11 protein-coding genes and 1 pseudogene are annotated in these 20,895 nt (G+C 42.3%); 1 reads left to right on the top strand and 11 read right to left on the bottom strand.

Annotated features, from left to right (window positions below; translation table 11 throughout):
- Positions 1–14: 14 nt before the first annotated feature.
- From DXD65_RS07245 to DXD65_RS07300, 11 genes and pseudogenes are all read right to left on the bottom strand, one after another.
- Positions 15–1,172, bottom strand: a complete 1,158-nt coding sequence (locus tag DXD65_RS07245; protein ID WP_016274176.1) for an acyltransferase — start codon at positions 1,170–1,172, stop codon at positions 15–17.
- A 371-nt stretch (positions 1,173–1,543) separates the two neighbouring features.
- On the bottom strand, positions 1,544–3,184 hold the full coding sequence (locus DXD65_RS07255) for a fumarate hydratase (RefSeq protein ID WP_005824254.1): 1,641 nt from the start codon (positions 3,182–3,184) through the stop codon (positions 1,544–1,546).
- Between the two features lie 132 nt (positions 3,185–3,316).
- On the bottom strand, positions 3,317–5,308 hold the full coding sequence (locus tag DXD65_RS07260) for a DUF4954 family protein (protein ID WP_005824256.1): 1,992 nt from the start codon (positions 5,306–5,308) through the stop codon (positions 3,317–3,319).
- 108 nt (positions 5,309–5,416) lie between these two features.
- Entirely contained in the window at positions 5,417–6,673 is a 1,257-nt protein-coding gene (gene hflX, locus DXD65_RS07265; RefSeq protein WP_005824258.1) for a GTPase HflX, read from the bottom strand.
- Positions 6,674–6,860: 187 nt separating this feature from the next.
- Entirely contained in the window at positions 6,861–7,637 is a 777-nt protein-coding gene (locus tag DXD65_RS07270; RefSeq protein ID WP_008665763.1) for a hypothetical protein, read from the bottom strand.
- A gap of 31 nt (positions 7,638–7,668) precedes the next feature.
- The gene (locus tag DXD65_RS07275; protein WP_227224418.1) at positions 7,669–9,297 is read right to left on the bottom strand and encodes a RagB/SusD family nutrient uptake outer membrane protein; all 1,629 of its coding nucleotides are present in this window, start codon (positions 9,295–9,297) and stop codon (positions 7,669–7,671) included.
- Between the two features lie 25 nt (positions 9,298–9,322).
- Positions 9,323–12,334 (bottom strand): annotated as a pseudogene (locus tag DXD65_RS07280) (SusC/RagA family TonB-linked outer membrane protein); the annotation flags it as partial.
- 665 nt (positions 12,335–12,999) lie between these two features.
- A complete protein-coding gene (locus DXD65_RS07285; RefSeq protein ID WP_008665776.1) occupies positions 13,000–13,191 on the bottom strand; it encodes a hypothetical protein in 192 nt (63 codons plus the stop codon).
- Positions 13,178–13,762, bottom strand: coding sequence for a zeta toxin family protein (locus tag DXD65_RS07290; protein ID WP_034533105.1), 585 nt, complete (start codon positions 13,760–13,762; stop codon positions 13,178–13,180). Before DXD65_RS07290 ends, DXD65_RS07285 begins: the two co-directional genes overlap by 14 nt.
- A gap of 209 nt (positions 13,763–13,971) precedes the next feature.
- Positions 13,972–15,450, bottom strand: a complete 1,479-nt coding sequence (locus DXD65_RS07295; RefSeq protein ID WP_022402279.1) for a RagB/SusD family nutrient uptake outer membrane protein — start codon at positions 15,448–15,450, stop codon at positions 13,972–13,974.
- A 37-nt stretch (positions 15,451–15,487) separates the two neighbouring features.
- Entirely contained in the window at positions 15,488–18,499 is a 3,012-nt protein-coding gene (locus DXD65_RS07300) for a SusC/RagA family TonB-linked outer membrane protein (protein WP_117887488.1), read from the bottom strand.
- Positions 18,500–18,952: 453 nt separating this feature from the next.
- On the opposite strand from DXD65_RS07300, the gene DXD65_RS07305 reads away from it, so the two are divergent.
- Positions 18,953–20,143 (top strand): site-specific integrase, encoded by a 1,191-nt coding sequence (locus DXD65_RS07305; RefSeq protein WP_008665770.1) that lies wholly within the window; start codon positions 18,953–18,955, stop codon positions 20,141–20,143.
- Positions 20,144–20,895 lie beyond the last annotated feature (752 nt).

Here is a 20,895-nt window from a genome sequence, read left to right on the forward strand (position 1 = left end):
ATCTTTCATCCAAACTACCCCAGCACCCACTTGGTCCGCTTCCCGAAACAACGGTATGCCATTGCCACCAGAAACCAGGAAGTACAGAAAGCGACGACTGCGGCACAAGGTATCTGAAGATAGATAGGAACATGGATAGCACGCATCAGGACTACGCTCGGTCCGGTAAAGAAATAGTGTATCATATAGACTCCAAAACCACAGAGCGTCAAGTTTGCCAATGCTTTCTTGATGCGCTCCGAACGGAAATTGGCCCGCTTGCAAAGCATAAACACGGGGATGGTCATCATTACTACATTCAGCGAACAGTAGGTGAAGAAGAGTTCGAGCATCTCATCCGTAAAATCCGGCAAGGAGGTCATACGACGGAAACCAAGGAATGTTACGGCATAGCCAATGGCAAACATGGGAATGCCGATGCCACAGAGTTGCCGGCCCGTCCAGTTATGGTTCCTCAGATAATGGCCCAACAATAGGTAGCCGTTAAAACCGGCAAAGTAATACAGCATACCGAACGAGTTCCACGAGCAAGTCCCCCAAAGGTACGGAGCGGCAAACTCGGTATAATAAGGCAGCAGCAGTGTCACTCCCCATGCTGCAAGAAACCATAGTTTGGCACGTTCCGAGGCCTTCTCCACCCATGCCGAGAATATCGGAAGATAGAGATAAAGCCCTATCAGCAGATAGATATACCACATGTGTACATCCAATAGAGAGAAATTAAAAGGCATTTCTGCAATATATCCCAGGCTCACTGCCAGAGACTGGCGCATCACTTCCTCACCCGAATAAGGGAAGAAATCCAGAATCACTTTCGGCTCCACTCCCAGCAGTCCCGTTATCCAGGGGAACAGATTGTAAATCACAGACCAGATGAGGAAAGGAAAGAATACGCGGGGGATACGTTTCTTGTAGAATGCCGAGGCGTCACCCCGTACCGGCAACAGCAATGCACCGGTAATCATTACAAAAAGCGGTACGCAAGGACGGAGCGCCGCACCGTAGACAGCTCCCCAGAACTTGATGTCAACAATGTCGGGCGATGTGCCCGGATAGAAGTTAAAAGGGTCTGTGCAATGGCAGCAAACTACTGTAAACATTGCAACAAGGCGTACCACATCCAGCCATACGATGTGTTGTGCCGGAGTTTGTCGTGTAAGAGTCAGTTCCATGTTTTATTAAATTGGTTGTTTGGAGGGCTAAAGATAAAGAAGTTAACCGAGAAATGAAAAGGAGAATGTAACAAAAATACGACAACAAACGAGTTTCAGTTTTATTCTCCTATAGAGAACAATCTGTTTTATCAAGGCGGAACAGAGTGTTCCAATAGGGAAGAACACTTTGTTCCAACATGAAAGAACAGTTTGTTTCTTCCTATTGAAACAATTTGTTTCAACATAAAGGAACAGTTTGTTTTGCTTGATGAAACAGAGTGTTCTATGCCGCGAAACACTTTGTTTTCCTCTACAAAACAAAAAAGCCGTAACAAGATTTTCTCCGTTACGGCTTTCCTTATATTATGCCTTTCTAAAAGGCTTCTGTTTTACTTGCTGCAATTCCAGGGCTTCAGTTGCTTGAAGAAGTCGTTGCCCTTATCGTCCACCAAGATGAATGCAGGGAAGTTCTCCACCTCAATCTTCCAGATAGCTTCCATACCGAGTTCGGGATATTCCACGCACTCAATGCTCTTGATGTTGTTCTGTGCCAAGATAGCGGCAGGACCACCGATAGAGCCCAAGTAGAAACCGCCATACTTTTGGCAGGCATCTGTCACTTGCTGGCTGCGGTTACCTTTGGCAAGCATAATCATGCTGCCGCCGTGGCTTTGGAAGAGGTCTACATACGGGTCCATACGTCCGGCAGTAGTCGGGCCCATGGAGCCGCAAGCCATGCCTTGAGGAGTCTTGGCAGGACCGGCGTAGTAGATGGGATGGTCTTTGATGTACTGCGGCAGGTCTTCGCCACGGTCCAGACGTTCTTTCAGCTTGGCGTGTGCGATGTCACGGCCTACGATAATGGTTCCATTCAGAGACAAACGGGTGGAAACCGGATACTTGGTCAGTTCCTTCAGAATATCGGCCATCGGCTGGTTCAAGTCAATCTTCACCACGTCGCCTTCACCGGCTTTACGGAGTTCTTCGGGAATCAGTTCACCCGGATTGCTGTCGAGCTTTTCAATCCAGATACCTTCTTTATTGATTTTACACTTGATGTTGCGGTCGGCAGAGCAGGAAACGCCCAGACCCACGGGGCAGGAAGCGCCGTGACGCGGCAGGCGGATGATGCGGATGTCGTGAGCCAGATACTTGCCGCCGAACTGGGCACCGAGGCCAATCTTATGAGCTTCTTCCAGTACCAGCTTCTCCAGTTCCACATCGCGGAAAGCGCGGCCGAACTCATTGCCGGTAGTGGGTAGGTTATCGTAGAAGTGGGTGGAAGCCAGTTTCACAGTCAGCAAGTTCTTTTCGGCAGAGGTACCGCCGATAACGAATGCGATGTGATAGGGAGGACAAGCTGCCGTACCCAAAGTCTTGATTTTTGAGATAAGGAAGGGAACCAATGTTTCGGGGTTGAGGATAGCCTTTGTCTCCTGGTAGAGATAAGTCTTGTTGGCAGAGCCACCACCCTTGGTTACGCAGAGGAACTCGTACTCCATACCTTCCGTAGCTTCGATGTCAATCTGTGCGGGAAGGTTGCACTTCGTATTCACCTCATCGTACATGGTGAGGGGAGCATTCTGCGAATAGCGCAGGTTCTCTTCGGTATAAGTCTTGTAAACACCCAGTGAGAGAGCTTCTTCATCACAGTAGCCGGTCCATACTTGTTGTCCCTTTTCGCCGTGGATGATTGCCGTACCCGTATCCTGGCAGAAAGGAAGTACCCCCTTGGATGCTACCTCTGCATTGCGCAGGAAGGTGAGTGCCACGTATTTATCGTTATCGCTTGCTTCGGGGTCACTCAGAATCTTAGCAACCTGCTCGTTGTGCGAACGACGCAACATGAACGACACATCACGGAAAGCCGCATTGGCCATTGCCGTCAAACCTTCTTTTTCAATCTTCAGGATAGGTTTTCCTTCAAACTCGCTTACTGACACGTAATCTTTTGTAAGCAGATAATACTCAGTAGTATCTTTCCCCTTCTCGAACATGGGCTGATACTTGAACGGAGGTGTTGTTGCCATAATTACTCGTATATTTAATGTTTAAAAGTGATTCGGGTAGCAAAGGCAGCACAAAATCGCCTTTACCGAGCAAAGGTAAAAACTATTATTGAAATAATTCTTTAATTAGAGTAAAAACGCAACAAATCATAATTAATTTTCTGACACCCGCTGCATCCGCCCTATCAGTTCATCGCCCAGCGCCGTCTTCACCTCAATGTGTTTCAGCACAGCCATTACAAACGGATTGCTTTCAAAGTCGCCGCGTACCTGCTCAAAATCGAGTTCCTTTTCCAAGCGTGAGCCGTCAGCTCCAAAGCCCGTCATGGAAGCCAGTGAAAATTCTTTCTTAGCATCCTCATACACCATGCGGTCGAGGCCAACTACTGCTTCTTTCCATTTTTCGACAATATGTATGACGTCTTCTGCCGTCATACCTTCCGGCTTGATACCATAGAACTCTTCCAACTTCTCATACGCCCAGGTCCATTCGTAGGTATAGTAGTTGCTGTGCATCTTCTCAAACTCGGCATTGATAGACTTCAAGCGATTGACTTTGCCGGACTCAATACCGTCTATCAGCGCATCTATCTCACTCTTTGGGGCTATCAATCCGGAAATATCCACCCATTCGCCGCTGCCAATGGCAGTATCGGGCTTCAAACGGGCACGTATTTCTTCATTGCTCCGGAAGTCAATGCCTTCCAAGCGCTTGATGACAGAGTTTCCGAGGAACTTATGAATGGCTATTTCATAGAAGCGGATACCTTTCACCAAAGCCGAGTTACGTATCTTCGCACTATGGAAAGAATAGATATCCGAAAGCTCGCCACTGGCATGACGCAGATTCTGCAACGTTTCCCGTCCCTTGAACATTTTCTGCACCGTGTAGGGGCTGAGAAGATTATAGTTGATGTAATCCAGTTTGTTCGGGTCGGTACGCCCGTCACGTTTCGGCCACTTCTGGGCATCACGGATGGTACCCACACTACGCAGGTTGACACCGGGTACAAGGTAGGTGGTATTATTCTGCTCTATCAAGTAAGAGAACGGCAGGTTCGAAGTATCAGAATGGTTGACATGGCGCCCCATTACCAAAGAGAATGCCCCTACCCTTGCAGGCCATAGGATGTACGAATCGGAAGTCGTCTTGGCACCACGTTCCAAAGTGCCTTGATGGATAGGTCCTAACTTATACATATGGTTACTCTGATTGGACCCCGAACCGGCATTCATAAAGGAAAACATACCGGCAATCAGCAACGTAGACTTATGGTGGGTTACCGTATAGGGTCCGGCAAAAATAGCGCACGCCTCCCCGTTCTCTCCCTGGCAGTTGCTGAAAAACAAAGAATCCGAGGCAGAGTAGTTGTGTCCCAACTTGCATGCCTGCCCCACGAAGCAGCGGCTCAGCATAGCTCCGTCATCTACATGAGACCCGGTAGAGATGATGAAATCATCACAAATCACCCCATGCCCGATGTGTACCGGCGCCACCTCGTTGCTGTTGATGCTTCCGTTATACAGACGGCATGTACCACAGATGCGGCAATAATCACCGATGCGCACATTCTTTATGGAACCGGTGTTCAATATCATTACATGGTTCCCGATGCTTCCTACAGCAGAAGCATGTTTGTTGGAATAAAAATCCGTGATTTCCTTCATCCGTGCAATCAGCTCCGGGCGATGGCGGTAAAGCGCCAGAATATAGGCTTGGTGTGCGGAGAGTTTATCATTAATCAGCACCTCACGGCCTCCCGTCTCATTCAGGACAGACACTTCTACCCCGTTACCGAACTTCGACACACCGTCTACCAGAATAATATCCACATTCTCAATGAAGGTGTCATGCCCTATTTCATAATTGGCAATGTAGTTCTGGATATTCTCAATGCAACAGTTATCTCCCACCGTTACATTATGCAGCGTCACATGCCGCAAACCGGAATGCTTCCTGATTCCTCCCGGCAACATAAATTCTGAATGGAACACTCCCAAACACACCTCACCCGAAAAACGGGTATGATGCACAAATTCCGTTGAGAACTCTTCTGCAACGGTTACTTTCCCCCAATCATCAGCCAGACATGACTGGCTCTTCAACCGGAGAATTTCATCTTCGGTCAGTCTTCTGTAATTCATCCTTATAACGAGTTATGAGTTATGAGTTATAAGTTATTGCCTTTGCCGGCACTACCGATTCAAACCGCTGCCAGCAAATAACTCATAACTTATAACTCATAACTAAAATTAAACTTCTTCTTCGTAGGTCTGATAAAGAAAGTCATTATAGGGGTACTTCTGCACGTGCAATTCCTTCACACGCTGATAAACCACACTCTTCAGTTCCTCCATATTGATTTTTTCGCGGGCAGAAATAAAGAGGCAGTTATCCTCCATCTTAGCCATCCACGTCTTCATCAGTTCTTCGAGTGTCAAGTTTTCCTTGGTTCTGGGGGTAAGGTCGTCAGCCGCTTTCTCTATATAAGTATAAGCGTCTATCTTATTGAATACAAGAATCATGGGCTTACCGGCGGCACCGATATCTGCCAACGTCTTGTTCACAACTTCTATCTGTTCTTCAAAATCCGGATGAGAGATGTCTACGATATGCAACAGCAAGTCCGCCTCGCGTACCTCATCCAGAGTAGACTTGAAGGAGTCTACCAAATCCGTCGGCAATTTACGGATAAAGCCCACCGTATCGGATAGCAGGAACGGCAGGTTCTCAATAATCACCTTACGCACCGTAGTATCCAACGTGGCAAACAGCTTATTCTCTGCAAAGACTTCACTTTTCGAAAGCAAAGTCATCAATGTGGATTTTCCTACATTGGTATATCCCACCAATGCCACACGAATCAAGCGTCCGCGGTTCTTCCGCTGGGTAGACTTCTGCTTGTCAATCTCAGCCAAACGCTCCTTCAACAATGACATACGGTTCAAGATGATACGGCGGTCCATTTCCAGCTGCGTTTCACCCGGACCGCGAAGTCCCACGGAACCTTTACCTCCACCGGCACCGGAGCCACCACCCTGGCGTTCCAAGTGGGTCCACAAACGTTGCAGACGGGGGAGCATGTACTTATACTGCGCCAGCTCCACCTGCGTTTTTGCATTGGCAGTCTGGGCACGCATGGCAAAGATATCGAGAATCAAGGACGTACGGTCCAGTATCTTGATTTTGAGTTCAGCTTCTATATTGCGTATCTGCTTGGCGGAGAGTTCATCATCAAAAATCACCATGCCGATTTCGCGTTCGGCTTCTTCTTCATTCCGGATATACTCTTTAATTTCTTCCAGCTTGCCCTTGCCGACATAAGTCACGGAATGCGCTGCATCCAGCTTTTGGGTAAACCGCTTCACTACTTCCGCCCCGGCTGTCTCAGCCAAGAATGCAAGCTCGTCCAGGTATTCATTGGTCTTACGCTCATCCTGAGTCTTCGTGACAAGACCTACCAATACCGCTGTTTCTGCCTGCGCTTCGGAGATTACAAATTCTTTCATAGTTTCTATACCTTATTATATATACGTATTGTTGGTTCGGGCAGCAAATATAAATAATTTTGGCGGAAGCGCCTTAAAAAGGGGAATAAAATAAAAACAGATACAATAGAAAAATGGCATGTAAAATGAAGTCGAACTTCATCTTACATGCCATTTCAAATTACATGTTATCTAATTGCCAGGATAATCAGAACCCTTCCGGCATCTCCAACGTTTCCGTGAATCCCTGATACAGTACTCCCCATTTACCACCGTCAAGTATTACTAAGCCCTGCATCGGGAAAGACAACACGTTCCCTTTACGCTCCATACCTGCAGCTGCAAAATATAGCATACCATAGTCCGTCTTGTCATAACCAGTAGGTTGAGGATCCCAACCTATCAGTTCTTGATTGTCATCGCTTAACGTAAACATGATGGGATATCCTTTCGTAATGCAATCTTCCAGCTTATAGATATTAGCCTCTTTAGCCTTCAGTACAGGTTGATCCCAACCCTCGCCAAATAATTGAGATGCATAGTAGCCTGTACCTATATTGAGCCAAGTATAGTCACGCTTTATATTGACCGTCACCTTGGGTGAGCCATAAACATAGGAATCTTCCTCAGGAATGGCAATAGTATAAGATGCAGTAGTACCCACAGCTATGTCAAACGCAATCTTTACTTCTTTGAGTGCTTCACCGGCAGCAAAATCAACCGTTGTCGGCACTGTTACGTTCTCTGCATCTGTAGTCAAGTGGATAGATGCAGCCGCATCTGTTTTCTGACGGCCGATTTTGACCACAAAAAACTGTTCATCATTCGGATAATAAGTCAAATCAGTGTTATCAGCATAAATATAAGCTTGTACACCCTCGGTAGGAACCGGAGAAGGCTCCCACTCCACACCGTCTGAACAAGCCGTCATAGCCAAACCGCATACGGCCAAGCCCAAAAACAATTTATTGAATATCTTATTCATATACAAATTCTATTAAAAGTTAGTTCATTGGTTAATTGTTACCCGGTGCAAACTCCCCTATCGGAGTAGGACGTTTAGCAATAGCACCGGACGGGTCCGGATTGTTCATTCCCTGAAGGGCGGTATTTGAATCGACTTCGGTCTTAGGAATCATCAATGTCCAATTGGGCTTCACACCTTTACAGTTTATCTTGAAGATATCTTCTATAAAGTTGGTACCCTCATAATTCTGAATGACATCCGGTTTCAGACGTTTAGCCGTAGGGAATGCGATTCCCTCACCCCAGAACTCGATACGCATCTGCTTCAACACCTCAAGTTGGAAATTACGCAAATCACCCGTACTGAAATTGTAATTGCTCTGGCGGTACTGCTTCATAAAGTTATTCAACAACTGTACGCCTGCTGCCACATTCTGGCTGGCACCTACTGCTTCAGCCTCTATGAGATACATCTCTTCCACACGCATCACGGGAATATCTGCAGCCGCACCCACAGAATAAGTGTTATAGTCACCACCCACGGGGCGGAACTTCAATGACATATAATCCGGTTGTTCATCCAGCCATGCATTGCCTCTCACTGACTGGTAAGCGTAAGTACTTCTGTCCGGGTCAAGGTAAGAATATTTGCGGAAATCGGTAGCAGGAATCGCGTCATAAAGTGAACGTGCCATCTGGAGCTTAGACAAAGAAGCATATCCCCAATCCGCTTCATTGGAAATGTGACCAATGAAATTAGCAAGATTACCCATATTGGAAGCCGTGGGGTGAAGGTACCACATCCATGCAGAAGTAGCCGTATTGAAACCGGTAGTGGGATTATGCCACTGTGATTCGCTCATAGGTGTTGCTCCCGACTTATCAATAGCCTTGCGGGCATACTCGGCTGCTTTAGCAAACTGACCATCCCACATATATACCTTGGCCTTCAGACCATATACGACCGCCAAGTCAGGGAAGTTCTTACTGACAGGTGTATAAGACTCCAGACCGATCTCTGCCTTGTCAAGGTCGGCAAGAATAAAATTCACCAATTCTTCGTGCGTTGCACGCGGATTGCTCTTCGCAATGTCGTTAGTTGTCGCCTCAGTCACAATGGGCACCGTCAGCCCCAGTACCTTGCTACAATCGGTATAGATATTTTCTACCGGTTCGAAAAGTACCATCAGCGTATAATAGTCCAATGCACGGAAAGCATGGGCTATACTTCCAAGTCCACGCATTTCATCGGTAATTGTGGGATCAGTCACATCAACGGCCGCAATCACGTCATTGGCCGATTTAACGAACTTATATAGGGTGAAGTAAGGCAAATATGAATAATAGCCGGTGTCGTTCATACCATTATTGGCATTGAAGCGCCACCACCAGTCATACCCGTAATCTGTAGCCACAACATCACCCAGCAGTTCTGTCTGGGCCAACATCAATGAGGGATAAGCAAGGTCGGTCTCATGGGTTTGCTTACCGTACACCAGATAACCCTGTACCATTTGCGATGGCAAGCCATTAAGCGAAGCCTCAATTGCTGTAGCCGATGCACCAATCTGATCGGAGGTCGCTGTAGAATCTTCGGGGAAAACCTCTTCTATACAGCCGGTCAATACCGTGGCCGATACGACCATAGCCGAAAATAATTTGAATATATTCTTCTTCATAATCATTGTAATCTATATATTAGGTTTAGAACTCAAATGACACACCACCAGAGATGGTACGCATCGGTGAATAGAAAGTAGCATTGGTTGTCTCGTCGTATGACTGACGTGGGTCGAACCCTTTACGTTTAGACCAATAGAAAACATTTTCTGCCGACATATACACACGCAATGAGTTGATGGCCAACTTTCTTGTCCACTTGGAAGGCAACGTGTAGCCCACATTAATATTCTGGATATTCAAGAAGCTTGCATTTGTCAAGAAGCGCGTAGACATTGCCCCTGAATATTGGTCGTTCATCTGGAAACGCGGGATATTAGTATTTGTGTTCTCAGGAGTCCATGAGTTCAACAAATCCTTATGGTAGTTGTAACCAGCCGTACCATAAGGTGACGACATGAAGTAAGCATACGTACCATCATACTGCTTACCACCAATCTGGTAAGTGAAGTTTATGCCAAAGTCCACGCCATAGACTTTCAGTTTGGTACCGAAACCACCATACACCTTAGGTATTGAGCTTTCCTCTGTGATGTAATAGTCAGCCTGAGCATGATTCGTAGTCGTTTCACGTCCGGTGATATTGCCGGCCTCGTCCTTGACATTCTTATAGAACAAAGACTCACCCTTTTCATTCACTCCGGCATACTCCTTCAAGCGCCATGTAAACATAGACAAATCCTCACCAATGAAGAAGCTTCCGTTAGAATAGCCCTTATATCCTTTTCCATCAGCTGTATACTCAGTAGTAATCAACTTATCAGGATCAAGCATCGTAATACGGTTCTTCAAGGTTGAAATGTTCACATTCACATCCCACGTAAAGTTACGTGTATCGAAGATATTCACATTGAAGTCCATTTCCACACCACTATTGACCATGTTACCAACGTTGTCCATATAGGAAGCATAACCCAATGATGGAGCCACGGTAAATGAGAACAACATATCCGAAGTCTTACGTCTGTAGTACTCGATGCTACCGGTTACACGGTTCCACAACTGGAACTCTGCACCGATATTGAAGTTAGTGTTGGTTTCCCAAGTGATGTCTTTAGTGCCCTTAGATTTAAATGAAGTACCAAGGCTGTTGTTAGAGTTGATAATGTTAAATCTATCCGTATAGAGGAAGTCACCGATATTGTCATTACCTTGTGAACCAATAGAAGCCTTCAGCTTCAGTTCCTGCACCCATGAAGCATCAAACCAGCTTTCTTTGTTGATAAGCCACGCACCGCCTACCGACCAGAATGTACCCCAGCGATGGTCCGGATGGAAACGGCTGGAAGCATCACGACGCAAAGAAGCCGAGCCGAAGATGCGTTCGTCATAATTGTATTGCAAACGGCCGAAGAAACCTTCATTGTTACGACGCTCTTTATAGGAAGAAGCACCTTGTCCGTCGATAATGGCACCATCCAATTCCTTATTGCCTTGAGAGAACATCTGCGACTTGCTGGCCCCAAGTTCATAGTAGCGATAATCATAATATTCGTGACCTAAAAGAATATCGAAGTTATTGTCGCCAAACGAACGGGCATAAGAAACAAGTTGTTGCAGGTTGTAATCGTAAGTACGTGTATGATACTTACTCACTGTACCGCCAGTGGAGTCGAACTGCCCGTAGTAAGGATTGTAAACGTAACTATGACGTGTCTCATCCAAGTTGAAAGCACCATTGAATGTCACCTTTAGGCCTTCTATAGGAGTTATATCTACAAAGGCGTTGCCGTTAATGGCATTTCCTTCAGAGTTTCTGGTATTTAGTTTATTGTCTAGAATAGGGTTGGCATCAGCAATGAAAGGACGCTGCATACCTGCATTGATACCACTACCGTAGTCCATCATTCCAATACCATTATTATCCACCATGATGCTGCCGTCAGCATTGCGCACGTAGGCGGGATAGATGGGAGCCATTTGGGTAACAAACGCCCATATATTACCGGTAGACGAACTGGTACCATTGTTACTCAACGAGTTAGAATCAAAACGTGCATATCCCATATTACCACCAATCTTCAACCACTTCTTTGCCTGATAGTCGGCTTTCAAACGGCCTGTCAAACGTTTCAGGTCAGAGCCTTCAGTGATACCCTCATTTCCAAGATAACCTAAAGAAACATAGAAAGAGGACTTTTCATTGGCTGCGCTCACCGAGAAGTTGTATTCCTGACGCAGACCGGTACGCATTCCCACATCTTCCCAATCATCCGGAGTCAGCAGATAGTCACGTCCTTTATAATTCACAACTCTACCCAATGTGGCGTTGGGATTAAGTTTACCGTTCTGACCGATGAGGAATTGCCCATCGGGAACTGTATATACATTATATCCCAATCCACCGTTGGAGCCAAACAGATTCTTGTTTGCCTCAAGCCATGCAGCTTGGTCATTCATTCCCGTTGACTTATAATAATTGTTCATGGCACGATAATGCATCTCGTAGTACATGCCAGGATTGTCAATCACTTCATATTTCTGCAACGCTCGAGTGTTAGCACCCCACTTAGCATCAAAAGTCACCTTAGCCTCTCCCGACATATTGGCCCTTTTGGTAGTGATGATAATTACACCATTAGCACCACGAGCACCGTAAAGAGCATTGGAAGCCGCATCCTTCAATACTGTCATTGACTCAACGTCGTTAGGATTGATATTATTAATATCACCGCTATAAGGAGCGCCGTCCACAATAATCAGAGGGTCATTCTTTGCATTGATTGAGCTAAAACCACGAATCTTGATGGATGACTTTGAACCCGGAGCACCGTCATTGGAAGTCAGTGTCACACCCGGCACAGCACCTGCCAAGGCATCAGTAACATTCGTCACTTGCGACTGCTCCAGCTTTTCGGTACCAACCACCTTAGCCGAACCCGTAAATGCAGACTTCTTTGCTGTACCGAAAGCAACCACCATTACCTCATCAAGCATCTCAGTATCAGACTTCATCACCACTTTTAAGCTGGGTTTTATTGCCACTTCTTGGGTCTGCATACCAATATAAGAAATCACCAAAGTTTTCGCGGAACTACAATATGTCTATATTGTTGATAATAAGCAATACAAAATAAACAAAAAGAGCTCCTGAAATAAAGTATTCCTCTAGAGAAGATACTCTATACATATCCACTGTAAATGACAATCTACTTATATGATACTATTTGTAATGGTAATATCCTGATTTGAAGGTGTTTAATTCTGTACTGATGTGCTATAATCATAACGTTAGGATCTTTTTTCTCAAAAACTAGAAGGGCTTTGTCAATATCTATCATTTAGTTGCTTTTTGTCAATTATTTACTCGTGTTGTTTATTCCATCTATGAGAATGTAAACCCTTATGTAAAATACTATTGAATTTATAATGGTTACATAAATACTATCCTACCTATTTATCCATTTTATGCATAGAACACCATGTAATTGTCTCTATCTTATAAATGGAGATTATTCCAAATACAAAGTAATTGGAGTAAAGAATTCTATAGCTATGAAAAACTACTGTTTGGAGCATGTCAAAAACGTAATGAGGAAGTCTTCTTGTAAGAGAATATAGTCTACATAGAATAACGAAGACTGAGTGGATATATTTTTTATTATAATTCAGGGGAATAAAGAATGTACTTTTGTAATCCGCACTGGCTCTCGTGTCGTGCAGACAATTCAGGTTTGCTGTTTATTGAAGAGAGGATATTTCTATCGTTTCAGCTCTTCTCCATAAAGTCTACGCAGTATGATACGTGCCGGTACACTTTTAATCTCTCCATTGGGCAAGCCTTGTATAATGCATTCATTGCGCAATGCTTTTTCTTCAAGCATACGACGTTCGGCTAATGCCAAACCGAAATGTAACTTTTCGCTTAGTTCTTTTCGTTCATTCTCTGACATAACTTTGTATTTTATTAAATCGTTCAATGTGATGTATATGCATTTCCATTCCTCGTCCACCTTCAGCAACAATTATACGGGGTGTTTCGCTATTATCTGCCAATAGCCAATAGTCCACACAAGGCATATAAATATTGAAAAAGTTATCAATGCCTGCTTGATAACGCCGGAGCACAACCTCTTTGGGAATGTCGTGTCCACCATTACGTACACGTTGGGCTACACGCTGAATAGCCAAGTCGGGCGAACTCAGCCAGAAATATATTAAATTAACTTTATATCCTTGTTCTTGTGCACGATGGACAAGGCGAGTGTAAGATCTTGTGGCAAGTGTGGTTTCTATAGAAAAGTTTTGTTGATTTTTCAGCAATTCATTGATTCTTTGCAACATCAACCGTCCGGCTTCAATGGCCATACTTTCGGGATTAAAAGGAGATAATCCACGAGCTATTTCATCCGCATTGACAAACTCCTTGCATTCCAAAACATCCGGCAACACAGTATAAGATGCCGTAGTCTTACCAGCACCATTACAACCACTAATGATGTAGAGTTGTTTTTTAGAATCCATATTCATGCATTTATCTAATTGCAAACATACGATATTTTTATAAGATTATGGATAATTGATAGTTATTGTTTTTTAAAAGTTGATTGTTGTTGCGAGAGTCTAGAATAAAAAAAGAGGTTGTGTCACAAAAGACACAACCTCTTCAAAAACACTTTATTTATAAAATCCGATTTTATAATCGAATTGCGTTATTTACAAGTTCCAACGATTTACCTCGGTAAAGTACTTGACCAATCATTTTGTTCAACTCCAAAACCTGCATTTATTTCTGCACTTGGAATGGGGAATACCAAATTGGAGATTTTGTAGTTAGTATAAGTGAATGATACAGTAGGGGCTTTAGCAGCATATACCTCTGCATTTTCGTCCCAACGTCTTAAGTCATACAAACGTAAACCTTCTTGAAATAATTCTCGCGCACGTTCGTCCTTAAGGAATTTCATTAAGCCATCAGATGTAGCAGGCAAATCAGATACAGATGTAATATCTGCATTACGCTTAGCTACTGTTAGCAGGGCATTTTGTGCTTTGGTTAAACTGCCGTTTGAACCTTTTAAGTTTGCTTCTGCGATTATTAGAAACATTTCAGGAGCATTCACAATATAATTGGTTCCATAAGCAGGGTTACCAGAATCATAATGTGAAAATTTACCAGCTTTGAATATAGGCACAGTTGGAGAAGATTTAGCATCCCATTCGAAGATACTTGTACGACAATCGTTTTTACCATAAAGGGCTTGCAATTTAGGACTCGGACTATAGTTGTAACTAGACCACAATGTACCGCACGAATTAGCCGACCAGTTGTCTGTTTGGGTAATGGCTAATGCAAACATACTTTCAGTGTTGGATGCCTCGTTATTATACAATGCCTTGTATTTAGCGGTACCATAGGTTAATTCGGCAATTCCTTTTTCGTCAAGAGCAATTTGTGCATATTGCATTGCCTTGTCCCAATCTTCCAAATACAAATGTGTACGTGCCAACAAACCATATACAGCAGCTTTATTGAAAAATACCAAGGATTGCCTATCACCCCCAGCGGCATCAAAGTGCATTATTGCCAAGTTGAAATCCGATACAATAGCTTCATAACTTTGTCCAACTGTCGAACGGCTAACCTGAGAAAGAGCTTCAATAGGTTTGTCTATCAATACGATGCCGGGAGCAGATGAATGGTCAGTACCATTCACTTTTACTTGATGAGCATAGACATTGACTAACATTAATTGTGCATACCCACGCAAAGCATAGGCTTCAGCCATACAGCGATCTAGTTCAGACTTTTCTTCTGCTGCGACATTTTCGTAAAGAGCTTTAGAAGCCTCAATAACACGGGCTGCATTATCAGCAGTCTTGTAACCATATTCCCAAATTGCTTTCAGGTAGGTGTCTGTATCTGTATAAGTATAAGTGTATATACCATCAAAGTGTCCGGTTTTACCATTCCAATAACTTATATCAGTTGGAATATCACCGATATTGATTGCATAATTTCCGGCAAAATAGTAATAGAACAAATCATAGTAAGTACCATTAAGTGCCGTCGAGATATTGTCAACCGTAGACAATCCCGTTTCCACATCAATGCCTTTGTAGTAGTTGGTTTCTAGGAAACTATTTCCGCATCCTGAAATACCAGCTCCTAAGGCTAATATGATGAATGTCTTTAATATATTCTTTTTCATACTCATATATTGCTTTTAATTACTGTTATACTATCTTTTAGAAGGTGAGCTGAATACCTCCGATGAAGGTACACGTAGCAGGATATTGCCATGCAATGACACCATTAGCAGAAGTCTCTGGATTATATCCTACAAAATCACTTGCTGTAAATGTATAGAGATTATCTACTGATACATAGGCGCGTAGCTTCTGGATAAATGCTTTTTGCGTCCATGTCTTAGGTAGTGTATATCCCAATGTAACATTACTGATACGCAGGTAGTTGCCACTATAAAGATAACGGGAAGATGTAGCTGTAGCGTTATTGGGATCACGGTAAATATATTGAGGATATTTAGCGTTCTTATTCTCAGGCGTCCATGAGTTAAGGGCTACATCCTCAAGCGGTGTACGGAATGCCATACCAAAGCCGGTAAAAGCAGCTCCTGAATTATAGACTTTTCCTCCTAAACGGTAATTGAAGTTAAGGTTGAAATCAACTCCTTTCCATGTAAGATTGGTTCCAAAGCCTCCCAATACCTTGGGGTCGGCATCCCCTACGTATCGTTTGGCAGCTGCATTGTAATCAGATGTAGTTTCGTCACCTTCTTTATTAAGGTACCATAATGGTTTACCGGTCTCATGATCTATACCTACATATTCTTTCATGTAGAACTGGCTGTAAGGATGTCCTTGTTCAATGATTTGATATGTATATTCTAGAGGGTCATCAGTAGATAGCTTTATTACTTCGTTCTTGTTCCATGTCAGATTGGCGAAGAAGTTCCAATTTAAATCATTATTTTGAATGATGGAAGTATTTATCGAGAACTCAATACCCCGATTACGGATAGAACCGATATTCTGATAAGTTTTTGAGATACCGGTAGTCATAGACAAAGGTATTTCAAACAAGGCATCAGAAGTTTCTTCGTTATAGAAATCGAAGGTCAAATGAATACGTTGCAGGAATGAAAGGTCAAAACCAATATCAAATTTCTTAGAAACCTCCCATGTCAATTCAGGATTAGGGATACTTGTCGGTCTCATACCGGGCATTTGATTGTAATTGTATCCTGATGAATAAAATCCACGGGCAGCATACCAGCTAATATCCTGATTACCTACTGTACCATAAGACGCACGAAGCGTAGCATTTGTTATGATTTCGTTTTCACTCAGGAACTCTTCCCCCGAAATACGCCATTTACCACCTACTGACCAAAAATTACCCCAACGATTGTCTGTACCGAATACAGATGAACCGTCACGGCGGAAAGAACCAGAAAGATAATATTTATCAGCATAGGAATAGTGCACATCCGCGAAATAAGACGCTAAACGCGCCTCTTGCTTGTAATACTCATTTCCCTGGTCAGTACCAGCAGTTGTAAGGTCACGCATACCAGAAGCAGCAAACGGAAAATCAGATTTAGCATAATATTCATAGAAATAACTCTTCTTTTGCATTTCTTGACCCAACATCAGGCTAATATCATGTTTGTCGGCAAATTTATAATTCCAACCAATAATATTATTCCAAGTAACAACCGTACTCTTTGAATTATATTGCTGTCCTAAGCCATTATAATCTTGAGCTTGCGGGTTATAAAGTGCACTCCAATATTGATATTGACGCAGTTCATTGATATTTACTCCTAATGTTGTTTTTGCATAGATTCCCTTACCAAAATCTATTTGGAAATAAGGATTCAAATTCACCATTTGAGTATTACTTTGATTTAACTCACCGGTCTTCTCATCCATTAATGCTAATGGATTATAATTATTGATATTAGCATAATTGCCTTCTGAGTCGTAAAAAGGGTCCATAGGAGTTTGGCTGGAAACAGCTGCTGTAAGAGGGCTACTCATAGAACCGGCTGTGGATAAGGAAAAACCGTTTTGTGTAGTATAGCTATATGATGAATTCACCCCCAAAGTAGCCCATTTAAATTTTGTATCCAAATTGAGGCGTCCAGAAAAACGTTCTAAATCAGATCCAATGATTAGGCCTTCTGTGTTCAAATAGCCTAAACCGACATAATAACCAGTGGAACCGGTACGTCCTTGCATATTCAAATTGTAATCTTGATAATAACCTTTACGAGAGATAGCATCCATCCAGTCGTAGGAAGATTTACGATCCCAGCCAAAGTAATCATCTGCCAAGTAATTGTAATTTTCCTGCCAATCTCCTCCTTGTGCTGCAGTGTAGCCATCAGTGAAAAGTTTCATAGTTTGCTGTGCATTAGCAAAATCCATATTGTTATTGGCAGTAGTAACAAATCCTTGTTTAATATCGAGGTTAATGTTGAATTTGCCTTCCGCACCTTTTTTAGTGGTAACAACAATTACTCCATTAGCGGCGCGTGAACCATAGATAGCAGTAGCCGCTGCATCCTTCAATACCGTAATACTTTCGATATCAGCAGGATTAAGCGAAGACATCGGATCTATTGTATTATTTGTAGAGTAAGTAAGTGAATTATCATCGGTATCAGAATCAACCGGCATACCGTCAATAACATAGAGTGGCTGAGTCCCTGAATTGAGTGAACCCCGACCACGTACATAGATAGATCCCCATATACCTGGCATACTAGTTGAATTGTTCATCTGGATACCAGGTACTGCACCTTCCAATGCTTTTACGAAATTAGCATCAGTTTTTTTAGCAAGGACATCCTTGCCTACAACTGCTGCTGCTCCGGTAAACGATGCCTTTCGTTGTACCCCATAGCCAGTAACCACCACTTCGTCTAGAACTTCAGTATCGGGCTTCATTGATACTTTCATATTTGCCCTAATACTTACTTCTTGAGTTTTCATACCGATGTACGAAATCACCAGAGTTTTCGCGGAACTTGGTACGTTTGGTAATGTAAAATCACCATCTACACCGGTAATAGCACCAATTTGTGTACCTTTTACCAATACAGAGGCTCCAATAACTGGCTGCCCGTCTTCTTCAGAAATTACAACACCTGTAACCTTCTGGGTTTGGGCAGTTACTAGGCCTATTCCGACAAAAAGACAGGCCAATAACAGCATTAATTTTCTTTTCATAAATTCTCTCTTAAAGTTTAACTTTACATTAATTGTTTCTTTACTCTAACAAAGTGCAAATATATTAATAAAACTGAAACGAACAACTATTTTATTGAAAAAACCTTGTAAATCTATCAATTTGTTAATTAAACATGTCACTTTATGCTTAATAACAGATTTTTCACACTTAAAAAACCTAAACTGGCTTATGTTTACTATCACTATGATTCTCTCTTTTAGGATGATTTTTCCAAGAAATACACATATTTTAAAACAAAATGGTTAATAAATAAGCCGCTAAAACAGAGAACGGACCTGATTTTGAAACAAATTGAGAGTTCCCGGAGGCTAAATACCGATTAATAGCTAAACACAAAAAGACACTTTTTAGAGATATTAATTCTTATTCTAATCCCATCGAGCACAGAATATCGTCTTATTTGTTATTGGTATTAATTAAAATCAAGTAAAATGAGTAAGATTATTTACAATCTAGTGTACAACAGAAAAAGAAGCCTGAATAAAAAAGGAATGGCATTGGTACAAGTAGAAGCCTATTTGGACAGAAAGAAAAAGTATTTTTCAACCAAAGTTTATTTAAAGCCAGAACAGTGGGACAATAAAAAGCTTATTGTGAAGAATCATCCTAATGCAGATGCGCTGAATAGATTGATATATGAGTTCATGGCTATGATAGAAAAAAAAGAGTTGGAATTGTGGCAGCAAGGAAGGCGTATTTCATTAGAGTTACTAAAGGATGTTTTGAGCACAAGCGAAAACAAAACCGCTTTTATTCCTTTTTTTAGGCAAGAGATAGCAAACTCTACTCTAAAAGAAAGCACAAAACGAAATCATCTCTCCACTCTTTCATTATTACAACAGTTCAAAAAGGATGTAACCTTTTCTGATTTAACATTCGAATTCATATCCTCCTTTGAATATTTCTTGCAATCAAGAGGTTATCACACAAATACGATAGCCAAACATATGAAGCATCTGAAGCGACATATAAATGTCGCCATCAACAAGGATTATATGGAGATACAAAAATACGCTTTTCGAAAGTACAAGATTAAAACTATAGAAAACAAGCATACGCACTTATCTCCTGAAGAGTTGGAGAAGTTGGAGAAATTAAGCTTGGCTGGCAGATATACTAAATTGCAAAAGACTTTAGATGCATTCTTGTTTTGTTGCTATGCAGGAATGAGATATTCTGATTTTATCAGTTTATCACCCGATAACATCGTGGAGATTCGTCAAGAAACCTGGCTAATTTATAAATCCATAAAGACGAGTACAGAAGTCAGATTACCTCTTTATCTCTTATTCGAAGGAAAAGGGCTTGTTATTCTGGACAAATATCGGGATGACTTACAAAGCTTCTTTCATTTAAGGGATAACTCTAATGTGAACAAGGATTTAATTGTGATTTCCCGCCTAGCTGGTTTATCAAAAAAAATTTCATTTCACACTGCTCGCCATACTAATGCAACACTATTGATTTATAATGGAGTAAACATCACAACGGTGCAAAAATTATTGGGGCATAAAAGTGTTAAAACCACACAAGTGTATACAAATGTAATGGATATGACTATAGTGCATGATTTAGAAAAGAACCATGCACTCATGCCTTTGCCTAAAAAAACACGAACTTAGCATAGCCAATACTACACTTTCATATCGTTAGTCATATACTTCTCCTTTAAAGTCTGTTCATTCACTATTCAGTTTCAGTTTGCTCGCTGCAAACTCACTGCATACGTTTTGCAGTACCACTGCATATTGTTTGCAGTATCACTGCATATTGCTTGCAGCCGCACTGCATATTAGTTTGCAGTATCACTGCAACAGCTTTGCAGTATCGCTGCAATAGGTTTGCAAAGTTTTGCAGTGAGAAATTGCTGAGAATCAATTAAGTATAGTATAGTGTAAATAGAAGATTGACATTGGTGTGTTATCAATATTTAAGACTGATTGGAGGTGTGGAAGCAAATTTTGCTTCCACACTTTTGTATTGCTTCCACAGCGTCTGTAATGCCGATGAATAGAGGGATACAAGGAGCGGGTGGAAGTGTGGAAGCAAAAATGATGAAAACTGTTATGAAGAAACAACAGTTGTCTTGATTGTTTAGCTAATCACAAAGTTTTGAGTTTACTGTTTTTTGAAGCTATTGAAATATTCTTTTACATAGACTTTAGTACTTTCGCTAATAAAATGACAATGTAGAGTAAATGCTTCATTGAAAGCAGCTAGGATGATAGATGTTGACAAAAGATATTCTTCATATAAGAGGAAGAATCATTTAAAATCTTTAAGCAACGTATTAACTTTATGATATACATATGATAACCAAGTCATTAATCCAACAAATAGTATCACAGCAGTAAGGTTTTATACATTGTACCCC

The sequence above is a fragment of the Bacteroides sp. 4_1_36 genome (assembly GCF_003466325.1).
Classification (GTDB): domain Bacteria; phylum Bacteroidota; class Bacteroidia; order Bacteroidales; family Bacteroidaceae; genus Bacteroides; species Bacteroides uniformis.

Bases quoted from the DNA above. Each gene is read 5' to 3' on its own strand.
- DXD65_RS07245 (WP_016274176.1), bottom strand. From the start codon at position 1,172: ATGGAACTGACTCTTACACGACAAACTCCGGCACAACACATCGTATGG.
- DXD65_RS07275 (WP_227224418.1), bottom strand. From the start codon at position 9,297: ATGAAGAAGAATATATTCAAATTATTTTCGGCTATGGTCGTATCGGCC.
- DXD65_RS07260 (WP_005824256.1), bottom strand. From the start codon at position 5,308: ATGAATTACAGAAGACTGACCGAAGATGAAATTCTCCGGTTGAAGAGC.
- DXD65_RS07295 (WP_022402279.1), bottom strand. From the start codon at position 15,450: ATGAAAAAGAATATATTAAAGACATTCATCATATTAGCCTTAGGAGCT.
- DXD65_RS07300 (WP_117887488.1), bottom strand. From the start codon at position 18,499: ATGAAAAGAAAATTAATGCTGTTATTGGCCTGTCTTTTTGTCGGAATA.
- DXD65_RS07270 (WP_008665763.1), bottom strand. From the start codon at position 7,637: ATGAATAAGATATTCAATAAATTGTTTTTGGGCTTGGCCGTATGCGGT.
- DXD65_RS07290 (WP_034533105.1), bottom strand. From the start codon at position 13,762: ATGGATTCTAAAAAACAACTCTACATCATTAGTGGTTGTAATGGTGCT.
- DXD65_RS07255 (WP_005824254.1), bottom strand. From the start codon at position 3,184: ATGGCAACAACACCTCCGTTCAAGTATCAGCCCATGTTCGAGAAGGGG.
- DXD65_RS07285 (WP_008665776.1), bottom strand. From the start codon at position 13,191: ATGTCAGAGAATGAACGAAAAGAACTAAGCGAAAAGTTACATTTCGGT.
- hflX (WP_005824258.1), bottom strand. From the start codon at position 6,673: ATGAAAGAATTTGTAATCTCCGAAGCGCAGGCAGAAACAGCGGTATTG.
- DXD65_RS07305 (WP_008665770.1), top strand. From the start codon at position 18,953: ATGAGTAAGATTATTTACAATCTAGTGTACAACAGAAAAAGAAGCCTG.